This window comes from Bacteroidota bacterium, from assembly GCA_016722565.1.
Taxonomy (GTDB): domain Bacteria; phylum Bacteroidota; class Bacteroidia; order 2-12-FULL-35-15; family 2-12-FULL-35-15; genus 2-12-FULL-35-15.
The window spans coordinates 382064-400207 of the sequence record JADKIU010000001.1; the positions used below are offsets into that span (position 1 = coordinate 382064).

General features: G+C 37.2%; 14 protein-coding genes. 2 read left to right on the forward strand and 12 right to left on the reverse strand.

Features of this window, described 5'->3' with window-relative positions:
• Positions 1-39: 39 nt before the first annotated feature.
• Positions 40-1155, forward strand: a complete 1116-nt coding sequence (locus IPP64_01495; GenBank protein ID MBL0328109.1) for a T9SS type A sorting domain-containing protein — start codon at positions 40-42, stop codon at positions 1153-1155.
• Positions 1156-1206: 51 nt separating this feature from the next.
• Here the strand turns inward: IPP64_01495 and IPP64_01500 are convergent, their stop codons facing one another.
• The 6 genes from IPP64_01500 to IPP64_01525 all read right to left on the reverse strand — a co-directional run bounded on the left by IPP64_01500 (position 1207) and on the right by IPP64_01525 (position 9996).
• A complete protein-coding gene (locus IPP64_01500; protein MBL0328110.1) occupies positions 1207-1746 on the reverse strand; it encodes an ORF6N domain-containing protein in 540 nt (179 codons plus the stop codon).
• A 123-nt stretch (positions 1747-1869) separates the two neighbouring features.
• Positions 1870-3174 (reverse strand): carboxypeptidase-like regulatory domain-containing protein, encoded by a 1305-nt coding sequence (locus IPP64_01505; GenBank protein MBL0328111.1) that lies wholly within the window; start codon positions 3172-3174, stop codon positions 1870-1872.
• A 219-nt stretch (positions 3175-3393) separates the two neighbouring features.
• The gene (locus IPP64_01510; GenBank protein MBL0328112.1) at positions 3394-5841 is read right to left on the reverse strand and encodes a ribonucleoside-diphosphate reductase subunit alpha; all 2448 of its coding nucleotides are present in this window, start codon (positions 5839-5841) and stop codon (positions 3394-3396) included.
• A 117-nt stretch (positions 5842-5958) separates the two neighbouring features.
• A complete protein-coding gene (locus tag IPP64_01515) occupies positions 5959-6930 on the reverse strand; it encodes a ribonucleotide-diphosphate reductase subunit beta (protein MBL0328113.1) in 972 nt (323 codons plus the stop codon).
• 474 nt (positions 6931-7404) lie between these two features.
• On the reverse strand, positions 7405-7968 hold the full coding sequence (locus IPP64_01520; GenBank protein MBL0328114.1) for a DUF3109 family protein: 564 nt from the start codon (positions 7966-7968) through the stop codon (positions 7405-7407).
• Between the two features lie 12 nt (positions 7969-7980).
• Positions 7981-9996 (reverse strand): M48 family metallopeptidase, encoded by a 2016-nt coding sequence (locus tag IPP64_01525; GenBank protein MBL0328115.1) that lies wholly within the window; start codon positions 9994-9996, stop codon positions 7981-7983.
• Positions 9997-10070: 74 nt separating this feature from the next.
• On the opposite strand from IPP64_01525, the gene IPP64_01530 reads away from it, so the two are divergent.
• Complete coding sequence (locus IPP64_01530; GenBank protein MBL0328116.1) at positions 10071-11618, forward strand: glycine--tRNA ligase; 1548 nt, start codon at positions 10071-10073, stop codon at positions 11616-11618.
• A 220-nt stretch (positions 11619-11838) separates the two neighbouring features.
• Here IPP64_01530 and IPP64_01535 read toward each other — a convergent pair whose 3' ends face one another.
• The 6 genes from IPP64_01535 to IPP64_01560 all read right to left on the reverse strand — a co-directional run bounded on the left by IPP64_01535 (position 11839) and on the right by IPP64_01560 (position 18144).
• Positions 11839-12111 (reverse strand): hypothetical protein, encoded by a 273-nt coding sequence (locus tag IPP64_01535; GenBank protein ID MBL0328117.1) that lies wholly within the window; start codon positions 12109-12111, stop codon positions 11839-11841.
• Between the two features lie 10 nt (positions 12112-12121).
• Entirely contained in the window at positions 12122-13075 is a 954-nt protein-coding gene (locus tag IPP64_01540) for a type IX secretion system membrane protein PorP/SprF (GenBank protein MBL0328118.1), read from the reverse strand.
• A 144-nt stretch (positions 13076-13219) separates the two neighbouring features.
• A complete protein-coding gene (locus IPP64_01545; GenBank protein MBL0328119.1) occupies positions 13220-13939 on the reverse strand; it encodes a hypothetical protein in 720 nt (239 codons plus the stop codon).
• Positions 13929-14495 carry an RNA polymerase sigma factor gene (locus IPP64_01550; GenBank protein ID MBL0328120.1) on the reverse strand — a complete coding sequence of 189 codons (567 nt, stop codon included), beginning with the start codon at positions 14493-14495 and terminating at the stop codon, positions 13929-13931. Before IPP64_01550 ends, IPP64_01545 begins: the two co-directional genes overlap by 11 nt.
• A 171-nt stretch (positions 14496-14666) precedes the next feature.
• Positions 14667-16757, reverse strand: coding sequence for an insulinase family protein (locus IPP64_01555; GenBank protein ID MBL0328121.1), 2091 nt, complete (start codon positions 16755-16757; stop codon positions 14667-14669).
• Between the two features lie 61 nt (positions 16758-16818).
• Positions 16819-18144 carry an insulinase family protein gene (locus tag IPP64_01560; protein MBL0328122.1) on the reverse strand — a complete coding sequence of 442 codons (1326 nt, stop codon included), beginning with the start codon at positions 18142-18144 and terminating at the stop codon, positions 16819-16821.

Here is an 18144-nt window from a genome sequence, read left to right on the forward strand (position 1 = left end):
TTATTCTATATTTGACTTGTCTAACTAAAAATAAAAAAAATGATAAGAAAATTACAATTTATTATGTCTTTACTTGTTGTTTCTGCAAGCGCAATTGCACAACAAAGTGAAGTAGCTCCCACGCCTTCTAACCTTCCATCTACACCGGAAAGAGCTTTGTGGACAATTCAATTGGATGTGGATCCAAAACCTACTGCATTAGGATTAGCTGGTGCTTTGTGGACGGGAACTGAATTCTGGGTTTCTAAATGGGGAAATGATTCCGTGTTTACATTAAATGCTTCAGGTGTTATGACTAGTAGCTTTACTATCCCAGGAATTACTGGAACGAGAAGTTTGACAACAAATGGTACCTCCATTTACATTGGAGCAAATACATCTAGTATTTATCAAGTAGATCCTGCAACAAAAACAATTACAAGTACCATTGTAACTTCGGTTGCGAATTGCAGATATGTTTCCTATGATCCAACATTAAATGCAGGTGCAGGTGGATTTTGGACTGGCTCTTATGGTTCTGATATTACTGCAGTGAGTATGACTGGTACAACTTTAACTTCTATTTTGTCTACCTCTCACGGTTTGACAGGAATTTATGGCTTGGCTTACGATCCATATTCTGCAGGTGGTCCATATTTATGGGCATATGATCAAGATGCTACCGGAGCAACCTTGCAACAAATTTCAATTGCTACAGGTTCATTAACCGGACTAAGCCACGATACAAACCTTGATTTAATGAGTGGTGCTGGAGTTGGAACAGGTTTAGCAGGTGGTTTATTTATAACAAATTCATTTGTTTCTGGTCAAAAAACAATTGGTGGTATTAATCAAGGTCTTTCTTTGTTTGCATATGAATTGTCTGATCCAGTAGGCGTTAATTCAATTGATAAAAATGAATTTGAATTATCTGTATTCCCTAATCCTTCTGTGGATGCAGCTACTGTATCTTTCAAATTAAATGCTGAAGAGATGGTTACTGTTGAAGTTTACAACATTGTTGGAAGCTTGGTTTCTACAGTTGATGCAGGAAACAAAACAGCAGGAACACATTCAATCAAAATTGATAATTCTAATTTAGCAAATGGGGCTTATTTTGTAAAATTAACTGTTGGAAACACAGTTGTTGCAAGTAAGTTTAATGTGATTAAATAAGAAGAAATTATATTTTAAAAAAAAGTCCAGACAATTATTGTCTGGACTTTTTTATTTCCCTTTTATCTTATACCCAATTTGTTTTCTATCCTTGGGATTTTCTTTCTTGTCTAATAATTCATCCAAGTATTGAAACACTTGTTCAATGTTTTTATCATGATTATCCATCTTCTTTTTAATCTTTTCGATTTCCAATCGTAAATCAGTATTATCAGATAACATTTGGCGAATGCGTGTAAAAATTCGCATAATTTGGATGTTTACAGCAATTGCTCTGTCGCTAGACAAAATTCCTGAAAGCATTGCTACGCCTTGCTCTGTATAAGCAAATGGCATTTTTCTTGTCCCACCCCAACTTGATGTTCCAAATTGGAACATCAAGTTTTTAAACTCTTCGGTTGTCAATTGAAACATAAAATCATCTGGAAAACGTTTGATATTTCTCTTAACAGCTTTATTTAAGTTTCTTGTGTCTACGTCATACAAATCTGCCAAATCTTTATCCAACATTACTTTCTGTCCTCTGATATAATAAATTTGATTCATTATTATTTCATCTGGAACTTTTACTACTGCTTTACTTTTTGCCATACTATTATTGAGTTTTAGAGGGGATCGCAAATTGCGACCACCTCTAATTACATTGTTTTTTGCAAAAGTAAATCTTCTCACTGCCAAAATGAGGGCTTGTAAATAAAAAATGGAGGTCGCAAACTATTCGTTCAAATAATATTTAATAATCTTATACGATTGTTCATCTGCCAGATTTTTTTGAATAAAGTATGCATTCCCATTTTTAATAATAATTTTTTTAGGCAAAAATGGAGTATTTGAAATGGTAGTTCTTGATATTTCCATGCCCGTATTTATGTTAAATTTAATAATAGTTAAAGTACTTTCTTCAAATTTCGTTAAGTAGATTTCTTTGTAATCACTATCAATATAGGTTTTGGGCAATACGTTTTTTTGTTTAAAAGCAGATAGCTGGCTTTTGAATTTTAGTTCATTGTTTTTGGTAACATCATAAATAGCAGTATCAGTAAAATGAAAGATGAATGTATTGGTATCAATTTTCATCATTTGTGTTTTTACTTCTCCAAGCCAATTATTATATGACCAATCCAATGGAAGTTCCGTTCTGTATTGTTCCATCTTTCGTAAAATGGTATCTACGGGTTCATTGTACATTGTGTAATTTGATTTGCGTCTGGCATCTAAAAAGTACTGTAAATTATAATCCAGTTCAAAGCTTTTTATTTTATCAGTGTCTTCTAAAACAGCAAGTTCATGCCTTATACCTTTCTCATTTTCTGTATAATAAAAATAATTTGTTCTTAAGTTTCGATAAGCTTTGGTTTGAAAATAATAACAGTTGTTATTCATGCAGACACAATTCCCTAATACTTCCTCGAAGTGTTTTCTGGTATGAGGATTAAGGGTATTTAGATTTTTATAATCATAAAAAACTTGCCAAGCGCTATCATTACTCAATAATTGGAGGTTCCCGATACAATCCAGTTTTAATGTTTCTGCTTTTCCATTCACTTTCAAGCTTGTAATTACCTTTCCCTCTTCATCCATTAGCCGCAAATTGTTTTTAGGAGTGCCAGCTGTTAAAATCACAAAACCGTCATTCAGTAATTCAAAGTCTAAAATGGATTCATCATTTTTTGGGTTGAGAATATTTTTTTTATTTGCAGAAATTACCACCTCTTTAAGTAAAACGTCCTTCTGAGTAATGTAAAATGTATCTTTTTTATAAGAATTTAATTTGTATTCTATGGTTGTATAACCCAACATAGTCAGTACGATTGTCTCTTGTTTTGGGTTAGCGATGTTAACGAACTCAAATACTCCTTTTTCGTTTGTTATAGATGTCTGTGTTGTTCCTTTGATAATCACCAAACATTCTTGGACAGGTTTTTTAGTTTTATTGTTCAGCACAACGCCTTTGATGTTTTGTGAAAGAGCACACCAACTGTTGAAAAGTAGAATAAGGAGAAGAAGGATTCTTTTCATTTTGCTCTACTAATTTAAGTTAAAAATACAGGAGGAACAAGTTTGTAGGAGCGACCGATCAATAACCCGAAACGAATAAAAAAACAAGCCCCAGTGGGGCGGCCTGAGAGAGCTTGTGGTGGCCAATTTATTAACATTTTAAGCGGAGTATTAACTGCACCAAAAATAAAACCCTCGCAAATTGCGAGGGTTTCATACTTTTTATAGTTGTGTTTTTATCTAACTTCCACAAGCTTCACAATCATCCTTGTTATCAATTGAACAAGTTATTTGTGCAGCAACTTCAGCAGCTTTTTTCGCTTCTGCTTCTAATAATGCTTGGCGGTCAGCAGAAATTTGTTGTTGACGTTCTAAGATCAAAACATCTTCGTTGCCTAATACTTCCGGAGTGGTTTCTTTGGCAGCAGCAGCATCTGCAGTAAATTTAATTGCGTCTGCAGCAGCTTTTGTACGTAAGTAATACATTCCGGTTTTTAATCCCGCTTTCCAGCCGTAGAAATGCATTGAAGAAAGTTTCGCGAAGTTTGCATCTTGTACAAATAAGTTCAACGATTGTGACTGACAGATGTATGCTCCACGGTCAGCCGCCATGTTGATGATTACTTTTTGAGAAATTTCCCAAACGGTTTTGTACAATGCTTTTACGTTTTCAGGAATTTCAGCAATGTTTTGTACAGAACCATTTGCAATAATGATTTTGTTTTTCAATGAGTCGTTCCAGATACCTAATTTCACTAAGTCTTTCAATAAGTGTTTGTTCACGATTACAAACTCTCCAGACAATACTCTGCGTGAGTAAATGTTAGAAGTGTATGGTTCAAAACACTCGTTGTTTCCTAAGATTTGAGAAGTAGAAGCGGTTGGCATTGGCGCTAATAATAAAGAGTTGCGTACACCGTATTGTTTTACTTCTTCTTTTAATACATCCCATTCCCAACGTGGAGATGGTGTTACATTCCACATATCGTATTGGAAAATTCCTTTTGATACAGGAGATCCAGGGTAAGATTCGTAAGGACCATCTTTTTTCGCAAGGTCTTTAGAAGCGGTCATGGATGCATAATAAATGGTCTCATGAATTTCTTTGTTCAACTGAACTGCTTCAGGAGAATCGAAAGGGAAACGCATTAAGATGAATGCATCTGCTAATCCTTGTACACCAATACCGATAGGGCGGTGGCGCATGTTGGAGTTGCGAGCTTCAGCAACCGGGTAATAATTGCGGTCGATGATTTTATTTAAGTTTTTCGTAATCACATACGTGATGTCGAATAATTTTTGGTGATCAAATTTTCCATCTTCCACAAAGCGAGGCAATGCGATTGAAGCCAAGTTACAAACGGCAATCTCGTCAGGAGAAGTGTATTCCATAATTTCGGTACACAAGTTGGACGACTTGATGGTACCCAAATTTTGTTGGTTGCTTTTTGAGTTACAAGCATCTTTGTACAACATGTATGGATTACCTGTTTCAATTTGTGATTCGATGATGGCAGTCCAAAGGTCACGTGCTTGAATTGTTTTACGTGCTTTTCCTTCTTGTTCGTAGCGCGTGTACAATGCTTCGAATTCAGCTCCCCAACAATCAGCTAACCCTGGTGCTTCGTTCGGGCAGAACAAACTCCATGTGCTGTTTTCTTCAACACGTTTCATGAATAAATCCGGTGTCCACATTGCGGTGAACAAGTCACGTGCACGTGCTTCTTCTTTCCCTGTGTTTTTACGCAAGTCAAGGAATTCATAAATGTCTGCATGCCAAGGCTCCAAGTAAATCGCGAAAGAACCTTTACGTTTTCCACCACCTTGATCCACATAACGAGCAGTATCGTTGAATACGCGCAACATTGGGATGATACCGTTTGAAGTTCCATTTGTTCCACGGATGTAAGAACCAGTAGCACGGATGTTGTGAATGCTCAATCCGATTCCACCAGCGCTTTGTGAAATTTTAGCGCATGATTTCAACGTATCGTAAATACCATCGATGCTGTCTTCTTTTACGGTTAATAAGAAGCAAGACGACATTTGAGGCTTAGGTGTTCCAGCGTTGAATAAAGTAGGTGTAGCGTGTGTGAACCAGCGCTCCGACATTAAGTTATAGGTTTCGATGGCAGAAGCGATATCATCTTTGTGAATACCAACAGCCACACGCATAATCATGTGTTGAGGGCGTTCTGCCACTTGTCCGTTTATTTTCAATAAATAAGAGCGTTCCAATGTTTTGAAACCAAAGTAATCGTAACCGAAATCGCGGTCGTAGATGATGGTAGAATCCAATTCTTGAGCGTTCTTTTGAATGATTTCGTGAACATCATCCGCAATTAAAGGAGCTTTTTTGCCGGTTTTCGGATCGATATAGTTGTAGAGCGCTTCCATGGTTTTGGAAAACGACTTGTTGGTGTTTTTGTGCAAGTTAGACACAGCTATGCGTGACGCCAATAGTGCATAGTCGGGGTGTTTTGTGGTAAGCGAAGCAGCAGTTTCAGCAGCAAGGTTATCCAATTCGCTGGTTGTAACACCTTCGTAAATTCCTTCAATTACCTTCATGGCAACATTGATAGGAGTAACGTGGATAGGGTCCAAACCGTAGCAAAGCTTTTGGATGCGCGCTGTTACTTTGTCAAATTTTACTGATTCGCGGTTGCCATCTCTTTTGATTACGTACATAAATGAGAGTTTGTTTGAGTAGTTAGTTAATAGCTTAGTGTACTGTTTTTGTTTCTAAAGATTACCTGCTTTGTTTACGCACGTGGCAGATAATTTAAGTTGTTGTTTTTAATTTGTTTAAAAATCTTCATCTAGTTTAAACACATTGTCTTCCTTTTTGCCCATTACTCCGGCTTTTTGGTATTCGGCAACACGTTTTTCGAAGAAGTTTGTTTTTCCTTGTAGGGAAATTAATTCCATAAAGTCGAATGGGTTTGTTGCATTGTATGCTTTTTCACATCCAAGGGCAACTAGTAATCGGTCGGCAACAAACTCGATGTATTGGCACATCATGTCTGCATTCATACCAATCAAACGTACCGGCAACGCATCGGAAACAAATTCTTTTTCAATCTCAACGGCATTGGTAATGATAGCAGTGACTCTTTCTTTTGACAATTGATTCGTTAATTCGGAATACAAGAGGCAAGCGAAATCGCAGTGCAATCCTTCGTCACGCGAGATGAGTTCGTTTGAGAACGTAAGTCCGGGCATTAATCCGCGTTTTTTTAACCAAAAAATGGAGCAGAAACTTCCGCTGAAGAAAATACCTTCAACAGCAGCAAAAGCAATAAGTCGTTCTGCGAAAGTTCCGTTACCGATCCACTTTAAAGCCCATTCAGCTTTTTTTCCAACACATGGCAATGTATCGATAGAATGAAATAAGCGATCCTTTTCTTGCGGATCTTTAATGTAGGAGTCGATTAATAAAGAATACGTTTCGGAGTGAATGTTCTCCATCATAATTTGAAAGCCATAGAAGCAACGTGCTTCCGGATACTGAACTTCATTCATAAAGTTCACGGCTAAATTTTCGTTTACAATACCATCACTGGCAGCAAAAAAAGCAAGTACATGTTTGATGAAATGTTTTTCATCAGCATTTAATTTATTATCCCAGTCTTGAAGATCCGGATTTAAGTCAATTTCTTCGGCAGTCCAAAAGCTAGCTTCTGCTTTTTTATACATTTCCCAGATATTGTTGTGCTTAATCGGGAACAGAACGAATCGATCTTTATTCTCTTTTAATATTGGTTCTTCATTCATCATGTATAATTCTTTAAAAAAATGCCTAAAAATTTGATTTTCAACTCCTTGTATTCTTCAGTGCTTTAAAATTAGAGGGAAAAATTTCCCTGAAAGGCTAGTTCTTTCTTTTTGAGCTAATTAGTAAAGTATTGCTTATTGAATTAAAGGTGTACAAATTTTGGTAAAAAAAAGGGATGTGTCAAGTGCATTGAATTAACATTTGACTGAAGTTATAAACACGGCAAATTAACAGACGAATGTTAAGAATTGACCAATCGATTAAAAAACAGCTCTTTAAGTTTGATGTGAAAAAAACTGAAAATTAAAGCAAAAAAAATTTGCAGTATCCGAAAAAAAATCACAATTAGAAATACGGGTGTTTGGAGGCATTGGCTTTGAAATGCCTTTAAATAAATAGGTTTAGCGATACGCCTGAACTACTTCTGGTTTATTTTTGGATTTTAGATTTGAAATTCCGAATTCGAATTTGGAGGACTACTTTCTCATTTTATCAGCCAGCTCCAATTGTTTATACCAATCCTTACCGTATTTACGGATTAATGGCTCTTTTAAGAACTTATATACGGGTACATCCAGCTTTGCACCGCATTCACATGCTGGTTTGCAAATGTCCCATTTGTGGTAGTTTACAGCTTCGTAATCTTTGTATTTAGTAATACGAACAGGGTAGAGGTGACAAGAGATGGGTTTTTTCCAATCGATCTTTTTATCGTAATAGGCTTGCTCAATGCCGCATTTGGCAATGCCATCATCAAAAATGGTAAATGCACAGTGTTTTCCTTTTACTAAGGGTGTGGTGTAATCGCCATCACTGTCAATCACAAAAACACCTTGTTTCTCAATGGCTTTCACGCCATCTTTGGGTAAATAGGGTTTCACCTCATCCCAAATATCTTCTAAAATCGCAATTTCTTCTTCATCCAACGGGGCTCCCGATTCGCCTTGTACACAGCATTCACCCTTGCAGGCATTTAAATCACATACAAATTTTTTCTCTAATAAATGTTCTGAAACGATGGTGTTGTCTATTGCTATCATGGTGTAAAGGTACTATTTTCCTGAATTTCCATATTTTGAATCACGCTCTAAGGCCTTTTTCTCCATAATGCTTAGTTCGTAACGAATGTTTTTGGCCATTTGATCCGATGTGTCATCTTTGGATGTTAAAGTAATGGTATCATCATAATAACGCACTTTCATAAATGCGTTCTCTATTTCTCGGATACTGGTTACCATAACATCGAAATATTTCGTGTGAAAAGTTTTTCCCAAGGTTGTTTTAAAATCAGTATTAATAATTTTCTGATAAGCTTCTACACTGGTTTGCTTTGACCTCACTTCGGAATATTGTGTGAGAATAAATTCTATTTCATTTACATTGTACTTGTGGAACATCTCCCAATATTTTGGGTCAAGAATGTGCAGTTCGGTTCTGTCTCCTTTGGCAACGGTTCTTGCAAGTGAAAAATGTTTAAGTGCAACTAGGCTAGAAAAGTCGTTTAGGTGTTCTGTTTTAAATTCCGGTAAATAGACATATGTCCGTCCAGTTTTATTTTTCATTGCGCTATCCACTACTATTTTAAACAAATTATTTTTGTCAGGAATCGGAATACGCTCGTATCCTTCTTCTACATAGGAGTTGAGTTCAACGAAAGCGGTAAGTTTATTTTTTTTCAAATTTTTTGCAATCGTTCCTTTCAAAACATTTTGAGCATATTCTTTGTGTTTGACATCATCATAACTTAGATATTTAAGCAGCATTTTATTTCTTAATGCACTATCAGCTTTTGCTGTATAACTAAGGCCGTTCGATAAAACACATTCATGGCAGTTCAGCGCCTGACTTAAGTTATAGAAGAAATTAAATGCTTCTTCATAAGTTGTGAACTTTGTTTCGCGCCAATAAAAGCGTGCTTTTAGTTTTACTCCATCTTTTGGGTCAATAGGAATAATTTCCAAATCAAATTTTTTAAACAAGTGGTCAGTCATCGGCTCTTTATGTTTCTCTCCATTTACATCAATGAGGTCATAATAACCGTCTGTAATGAACATTTTTTTCCAAGTGTCGATATCCAGATACGACTTCCTTCGTATTGCTTCCAGGATATAGTAGATGTAAGTCGTATTGTCGGGGTCGAACAAATGATATCTGAATGCGGTTTCAATACACTCAGTATAATGAAAGTCGGCAAGGAAATTTTTTAATATTTCGGGTTTTACTTCTTCTTTCAGTCGGTTGAATTTATTCTCGTCAATTAAAAAATTCTTTCCAGGACTGGTTTTGCTCTGGTTGTAAAAATCAGTTAATCGGTCTAATCTTTTTTGAGACAAAGGATGTGTGCTTTCTTTTAGTGTCATTTCCGAATATGATCGCAGTTGGTTCAACTCTAAACGTTGCATTACTTTAAAAGAAGAAATGGAACCATCTAGTGTGTACCCTGATTTTTGGAGCCAAACCGCAGAAAGGGAATCGGCTTGTAATTCGTTTTTTATAGAAAATTTGCTTCTGGACTTGTCAACAAAAAATACTCCATTGTCAAAATTTCCGGCTTCTGCTTCCATGAATCGATACAAAGAATGTTTCAAATAATAATGTGCCAGTTCGTGGCACAATACCGATGCAAGAGCTGCCTCATCTGGTAGATCAGCTAATAAACCGATATTCATAAATGCATGTCCTGAGGCCGTCATAAATGCATTAAAATACCCATCTTTCACAATGTAGAGATGGATTACAGAATCTTTTTTTAATTCTTCGGGTAGCACTTTTTGTAAAACCTCATTCACATAATTTTCCAGTTCATCCCAATCGCTATAAATGGTTCCATCAGAAATAAAATCAGAAATATAGCAAGCTTGCGAATGAGCAAAATTCAAGGCTCTTCTAGGATATTCTCCGTTTTTAACATTGGAAGGAATTCCGCTGAAAATATGTGTTCTTAACTTTTCCTTATCTATAATAAACCGTTTTGGAAGGGTATCACTATATTTCCTTTCGGCTATGGGTGTTGTTTGTGAAAAAGCAAACGTTGAAAACAAAAGGAATACTAATAGGGATAATCTCATAGGGATGTTTTTTGATTATCGGACAAATGTAGCCAAATTAACGTACCGATTTATTTCCTATTTTTACACCCGTTATGGCAAACCAAGAAGATATTTTTAAAAACATTATTTCCCACTCTAAAGAGTATGGGTTTATTTTTCAAAGCTCCGAAATTTATGACGGACTTAGCGCTGTTTATGATTACGGACAAATGGGTGCGGAGTTAAAAAAGAACTTACGCGACTATTGGTGGAAAGCAATGGTGCAAATGCACGAAAACATTGTAGGGATTGATGCTGCTATTTTTATGCATCCAACCACCTGGAAAGCATCCGGACACGTGGATGCCTTTAACGATCCATTGATTGATAACAAAGACAGTAAAAAACGTTACCGTGCCGATGTTTTGATTGAGGAGCACGTAGCGAAAATAGAAGGCAAAATCCAAAAGGAGGTTGATAAAGCAAAGGAACGCTTCGGTGATGCGTTTGATGAAGCACAATTTAGAGCTACCAATGCCCGTGTATTGGAAAATCAAGGAAAGGCAGATGCAATTCTTGGTAAGTTTAAAGATGCCTTGGAGAAAAATGATTTAGAAGCGGTTCGACAAATCATCATCGATTGTGAAATCGTTTGTCCGATCTCAGGTTCTAAAAACTGGACAGAAGTACGCCAGTTTAACTTGATGTTCAGCACGTCTATGGGTGCTGTGAGTGAAGATTCTAATACTATTTATTTACGTCCGGAAACGGCTCAAGGTATTTTTGTGAACTTTTTGAATGTACAAAAATCAGGAAGAATGAAAATTCCTTTTGGGATTGCTCAAACCGGAAAAGCCTTCCGTAACGAAATTGTTGCGCGTCAGTTCATCTTCCGTATGCGTGAATTCGAACAAATGGAAATGCAGTTTTTTGTGCGCCCGGGTTCCGAAATGGAATGGTATAACTACTGGAAAGAAACCCGCATGAAATGGCATAATTCATTGGGCTTTGGAGAAGCAAATTACCGCTTCCACGATCATATTAAGTTAGCGCATTATGCTAATGCTGCTTGTGATATCGAATTCAATTTCCCATTCGGATTTAAAGAACTAGAAGGAATTCATTCTCGCACCGATTTCGATTTAAAAGCACACGAACAACATTCCGGAAAAAAATTACAATACTTTGATCCGGAATTAAATCAGAACTATGTTCCTTATGTAGTGGAAACATCCGTAGGATTGGATCGTTTGTTCCTTGCCGTAATGAGTAAAGCATTTGTGGAAGAGAAATTAGAAGACGGAACCATTCGTACTGCTTTAAATCTTCCTGCATTTTTAGCGCCAATAAAAGTAGCGGTTCTTCCTCTATTAAAGAAAGATGGCTTACCTGAAAAAGCGCGTGAGATTTTAGATTTATTAAAGTTTGATCATGCTACCACGTATGATGAAAAAGATACTATCGGTAAACGTTACCGCAGACAAGATGCGATTGGAACTCCATTCTGTATCACTGTTGATCACCAAACCTTAGAAGACAATACGGTTACTATTCGTCACCGTGATACCATGACACAAGACCGAGTAAGCATTGAAGCACTTGCAAAAATTGTAGATGATAAAGTGAGCTTTAAGAAAGCGCTACAAGGATTGAACTTGTAGTCAACTCTAATTACCCCTTTCAATAAAAAACAGAACCCCAAGAATTTCTTCTTGGGGTTTTCTGCCCTCTAAACTAAAAATGAATTGATTAACCAATCAATCACAAACAAACCCGATTATGGCGGGTTGACTCTCAGATGAAGCTTCGGGCTCTCTTTCCCTGGGCTTCATCATCAAGTCTGAAACAAATCCTGCTCTCTTACTTCAGGATTTAAAAATTTTAATTTGCAGGGATAAAACCACTACACTCTTTCCAAATATCATTCCCATTCATCATCCAAGGACCAGGTGTTATTCCTCTGCCTTGAGCAACGGCATGCCAACACGTCCCATTATAACTTACCATATCGTTTGTAACATAGGTAATAGTGGAATCATAATTTTGGCTGCAATTACAAGGTGTTCTGTCTTTTTCTTTTGTGCATTGAGTCATTACCCCTGAAAGAAGCAGGAATAATATCAAAATGATTGGACTTTTTATATACTTATTCATTTACAATTTTTTAGAATGATGGACAAGTACTTGGACGGTATTTCGGTCTTGGTTTTTTGCAATTAAAATTCATACCTACAGTGATTTCATGTGATCCTGCTGAGGCGTTAGTTAATTTTGAAACGGTAACATCATAGCTATAACCCGCTTTAAATAAACCATGGGTAAAGCCTACTAATAAGATAAATGCATCTTGGTTACGATACCACAATCCACCTACCAACGAACCTTTTGTTACATATACGCCTAAGTTCATTTGACGAAAATCTTGTTGTTGTTGGTATAAAATATTCGGAGAAATGCTGGTTTCATTGCTTTTTGAGCCAACCGGGATGGTTGCTCCGGCATGGCCGGTAAATTTTATCGGGAGTTTACTTTCTCCAATTAGTCCTTCATTCGGTTGGGTTAAGTGATGAGCTGCAAATCCTAAAAAAACATATTTACTGAACATAACGGCACCGGCAGAAAAATCGACATAGGAACGTTGGTTTCTTTCGTGTACTTCTTCTGTGTTGTAGATAAAACCACGTCTATCGTGAATCATATCTCCAAAGGTTAGTTTATTCCAATCAATGGATTTTTGTCCGTATGTAGCTTGTAACCCCGCATTTACTGAAAAATTTCGGTTGATTTGAATTTGTTTCGAGTAAATGGCGCTGATATTGGTTGTTTTTAATGTTCCTTGGCCAGCATTATCGCTAGTAACCAGTAAACCAATCCCACTTTTAATACCGAACATGTATCGATCGATGGAGGCACTGGTGGTCACGTATGTTCCTGAAATGCCCGGCCATTGATTACGGTAGTTAATGGCTACACGCGGACAAATATTCGAACCGGCAAGAGCAGGGTTGAGGTAAAGAGGGTTGGCATAAAATTGAGTAAACTCAGGATCTTGTGCCTTGGCTGCTTTATAAGTAACCATACTTAGTGCTAACGCTATAAGAAAGTATAATTTTTTCATGGGGCACGATTTTGTCGTTTCTGATAATTAGACGGAGGGGGTTGGGAAGGGTTGCCTGAAAATTTATTCTTTTTTTTAGGGGTGGGGAATAAAAAAACCGCCATGGGTAGTTATGGCGGTTTTTTTTGGAGATGTTGTTGTATTTTATTTCTGTAGGGTGTCTTTTTTCATTTGTTCTTTTTGCTTTCGGATGCTATCAGCATTTAAGTTCAACAATCCGCTTAACCCAATGCCGCTGTTGGTTCCTTTGGTTACTGCAGCTTTTTTGGTGCTTTCTTTTTCTTTGGTTTCTCTCACAATTCCCTTCGAAGAATCAATCATATCCCCGAAAATAGGTTCATTCCCCATTACGGTTACCTTTTGATTTTTAGAGTATTCATCTTCGTTCGATGCGGCAGTCGTCTTTTTGTCTTTTTTTACTTTTTCCGCCACCACTTTAGCTTTTGTATCGGTTGTAGCAACGGTAGTTTTTATTTCAGGAGCGGTTGTTTTCACTTCCGGGATAATTGCAGGTGTTTCTGTTACTACCGGTGTTTCTGTTTTAACAACCGTAGGTTGAACAGGAGCCGGTTGAGGTGTTGCTTCTGTTTTCTTTTCAATTGGTGGAGCAACTGTTTCTGTGGTTGGTTCCGGTGTGTTTTTGGAAGAACTGATGGCTTTATAAATAGCAAAACCGCCAACGAGCACAATTCCACCAATAATCAATGCCATATTATAAGAACCTTTTGGTGCAATGGTTTTAGGAGTCGCATCCAGCATGCGTTCCATACGCGCCCAATCTCCTGAGTCGTACTTCGCATCATAGTTGCTCAAGTGCTCCTTAAGAGTTTCATCAAGTTTGCTTGGAGGAGTATTATTTTCCATTTACAATTGGTTTTATATGATGCATCAAGTTTTTTCTCAAGTTAAACTTTGCTTTCGAAAGGTTTGATTTAGAAGTTCCTTCACTAATATCAAGCAATTCGGCAATTTCTTTGTGTGTATATTCTTCAACAACATACAAGTTAAAAACAGTTCGGTATGCGGGTGTTAATTCTTGAACAGCTCTTAATATTTCTTCTTTATCAATGTGTAAGGCCAATTCATCATCACTTACTTCCTCTGCCACATTGCTGGCTTTGTCATTTGCATAAACAGTGCTTACAATCAAGTAGTTCTGTTTGTTTTTTCTCAGATGGTCAATGGCGGTATTTACCATAATTCTTCTGATCCAACCTTCGAAAGAGCCGTTTGCCTTAAAATTTTTTAGGCTGTCAAACACTTTCATAAATCCTTCATGGAGAATGTCTTTCGCTTCATCGCTACTTTTGGAGTAGCGCAAACAAACCCCTAACATCTTACTATAAAACTGTTCGTACAAAGCCTTTTGGCTGGCACGATCATTCTTTAAACAACCTTTGATGATGTCGGTTTCATTCATATATAGAGCGCTTTCTAAAGCTAAAGACACCTCTCTTCTACGAAGTATGACGTAAAAGGTTTTAGAGGGTTGCCTCTGAACATAAACTATTTTTTTAGGGAATGGTTCCCTTAGTTATTCAAACCTAGCCAAATCCAATCGAAGGGATTTTAGGACCAAGGCATGAAATTGTTACTGAATTGTAAATTCACTATCCGCAACACCTTTATTTACTTTTATGGTTTCAGCAGTTAGTTTCATCGACATAGCTCCAGTAATTGAAATGACACTCGGAAATTTTACCCCATCCACATCTTTGTATTCTAAGATATCAGTGGTATTGGTAACAGGTCCCATTTCAGTTGTTGTAGTTTGGGTGGTTCTTACTTTTAATTTGCTTTCCACATCGTACCATTCCATGGATTTTTTTCCTTTTGGACTAATCACTTCCATGATGTAAGCATCTTTTCCGTTAATTGCTTCAATGCCTTTCAAGCTCAATTTATAACCTAGTTTTTCGTAATTCATTTCCAGGTTTAAGATAGCTTGCGCTTTGATGTCCTCCAAGCTTTCGCCTTCTAAATCTTTTTTCCCTTGCATGCTTTGTTGCTTTCCTACTTTACCATCGTACACTTCTTTTTGAATCACCATTTCACCCATTTTTACAGCCATTGCATATTTGTTCGGTGCTTTTTGGCTAGTGGTAATGCTGATGTCCATTCCTTGAAACTTCGTATTCATTTTTGTAGAAACATCTTTTACTTTCATCAATGCTTTTGCTCCTCCGATTGTTTTTACATAATCTGCAATTACTGTTTTTGGAGTAACACCAGCCGGAATTGGTTTTGCAACCGCTGCAACCGTATTTCCATAGATGTCGTAAAATTCAATGTTTTTCGTTGCGCTGAAAGGCGCCAATTTTTTAGAAAGCTCTTCTTTGTCACCAACAACTAGGATGGTTGCATTATCCGGACGAATGTATTTTTGTGCCATCGCATATACATCATCAGCAGTAACTGCCGCTAAATTTTTAAGATAGTTGGCATAATAATCTTTCGGAAGTTTGTACAATTCCGTATTAATCGCAAAGCGAGCAATGGTTGCAGGGTCTTCCAATGAAATAGCAAAAGTTCCGGTTAAAAAATTCTTGATGCCTTCCAATTCATCTTGCGGTACTTTTTCGGTGCGCAGGCGATTTAACTCCGACATAATTTCTATGATGGAACTATCCGTTACTGCGTTTCTTACTTTTGCATAGGCGCTGAATTCGCTTACCAATTCATCGTTGTCTAAGGAAGAATACGAACCATAAGTATATCCATGTTTTTCGCGAAGGTTGATGAATAAACGAGAAGAGAAGCCTGCACCAAGGATGGTATTCATCACTTTTGCTTTGATCGCATCTTCGCTGTTTAATTTTAAATCAACAGGATAAGTTACATTGATTACGGATTGAACCGCACCAGCTTTATTTACAACCGCTACACGTGTTTTTTCAGGTGCTTTGGGCATATCGTAACTGATGGTTGGAACGTCCGCTCTTTGCCATGCTCCAAAATATTTTTCAATCAATGGCTTTATTTCTGCCATCGTTACATCTCCAACAATGGCCATATAAGCAACATTCGGACGGAAATAGGTTTGATAATAGGCATTGCATTTTTCTAATGTGATTTTTGAAACACTCTCTTCCGTAGTTAATTCACCGTAAGGATGTTTTACTCCATAATTCAAAACCGCTTTCACATTGTTGGAAATTGCATCTGGATCATCTTTCCCTTGTGCTAATCCCGAAAGCGTTTGTGTTTTTATTTTATCCAATTCTTCTTGTTTGAAGTTGGTGTTTAATAAAACATCCGACATTAGATCCAATAGTTTTGATTGTTGCTTTTTTAATGAAGCAGCGTACAATCCTTTTGGGTTAGCGGAAAGAGTCGCACCAATAAAATCGATATCGCTATCCAACTGATCTTTTGTTCTGTTTTTTGTTCCGCTGGTCATCAGCTCACTGGTCATGTTTGCAGTTCCAACAGCATCGTTTTCCAAAGCCGGTTTAATATCCAATGCGATGGAGTAGGCAACGGTTGCTTGTTTATGGTTTTCAACCACAAATACTTTCAATCCATTTGGTAATTCAAACGATTGAATATCGCCCAGTTTAATTCCCGGAGCGGGAGCAGCCGTTGGGCGAACTGTTCGGTCTAATTTCTTATCTCCTTTTTGCGCAAAAGCAGAAACGATTAGTAACAAAGCTGTTATGGAGAATATTATTTTTTTGTTCATGATGTCTATTTTTCTAAATTTTTTTAATCTTTTTCTTTAGCGAACTATTTCAGAGCAATTCTTACTGCTTCGGTAAATAATACAATACCACACGATTTTCTTTTGTCAGGTATTTCTGTGCAGCCTTTTGAATGTCTTCACGTGTTACTTTCATGTAGCGATTGATTTCTGTGTTAATCAAGTTCGCATCTTTGTAATACACATAGTAGTTTGCTAAATTCTCAGCAATACCGGCCATTTTTAAGTTGCCGCTTACAAAATCATTTTCTGTTTGATTGCGTAATTTTTGGTATTCTTCTTCGGAAATCAATTCCGTTTTTACCTTTTCAAATTCAGCATTCATAGATGCCTCTAAATCGGTTGGAGATACGCCCATGTTTGCAACACCAAACACCAAGGTAAGTCCCGGGTCTTCGGATGGCAATGGGAATGCGCCTGCAAAAACAGCTTTTTGTTGTTTGTCTACAATTGCTTTTTGCATGCGAGAACTTTTTCCTTGCGATAAGATGGTTGCCAACATATTCATTGCATAATAATCCGGAGTACCCTGTGCGGGTGTATGGTAGCCCATTACAACGGCCGGCAATTGAATGTTGTCAAAAACCGTATCGCGTACTTCAGCTGTTTTAACTGGTTCTACGGCAGTTGGACGAGGAATTGGTTTTGTTCCTTTTGGAATACTTCCGTAATATTTTTCAATCATCGCTTTTGTTTGGGCAATGTTGATGTCCCCTGCAATGGAAAGTGTTGCATTGTTGGGAACATAAAATGTTTTATAAAAATCGATGAACTCTGACAAGGCCGCTTTATTGATGTATTCCGGAGAACCTCCTGGAGTCCAACGGTAAGGATGAACGGTATATGCATGCCCGAATGCTTCATTTAAAATAGAACCATACGGTGTATTTTCGTTGCGTTGTTTTAATTCTTCCTTCACTACTTTTCGTTGTGTTTCAACGCCCACCGAATCCACTTTTAATTGTAACATCCGTTCTGCTTCCATCCACAAGCCAAGTTCCAATTGGTTACTAGGCAATATTTCGTAATAGAATGTACGATCGAAAGAAGTGTTCGCATTCATCACCCCACCAGAGTTTTGAATCAGTTTCATGTATTCACCGCGTTTGATGTTATCCGAACCTTCAAACATCAAATGCTCAAAGAAGTGAGCAAATCCTGTACGTGTAGGGTCTTCGTTTTTTGAACCAACGTGGTATAAAACGGTAACGGCAACAATCGGTGTAGAATGATCTTCATGTAAGATAACATGCAATCCGTTCGGCAAATCATATTGCATAAACTTTACAGTGCCTGGTTTTACGGTTTGAGCAGTTAAAACACTGCTTCCCAAAAGCAAACACGACAATAAAATGGAATTCAATTTCAT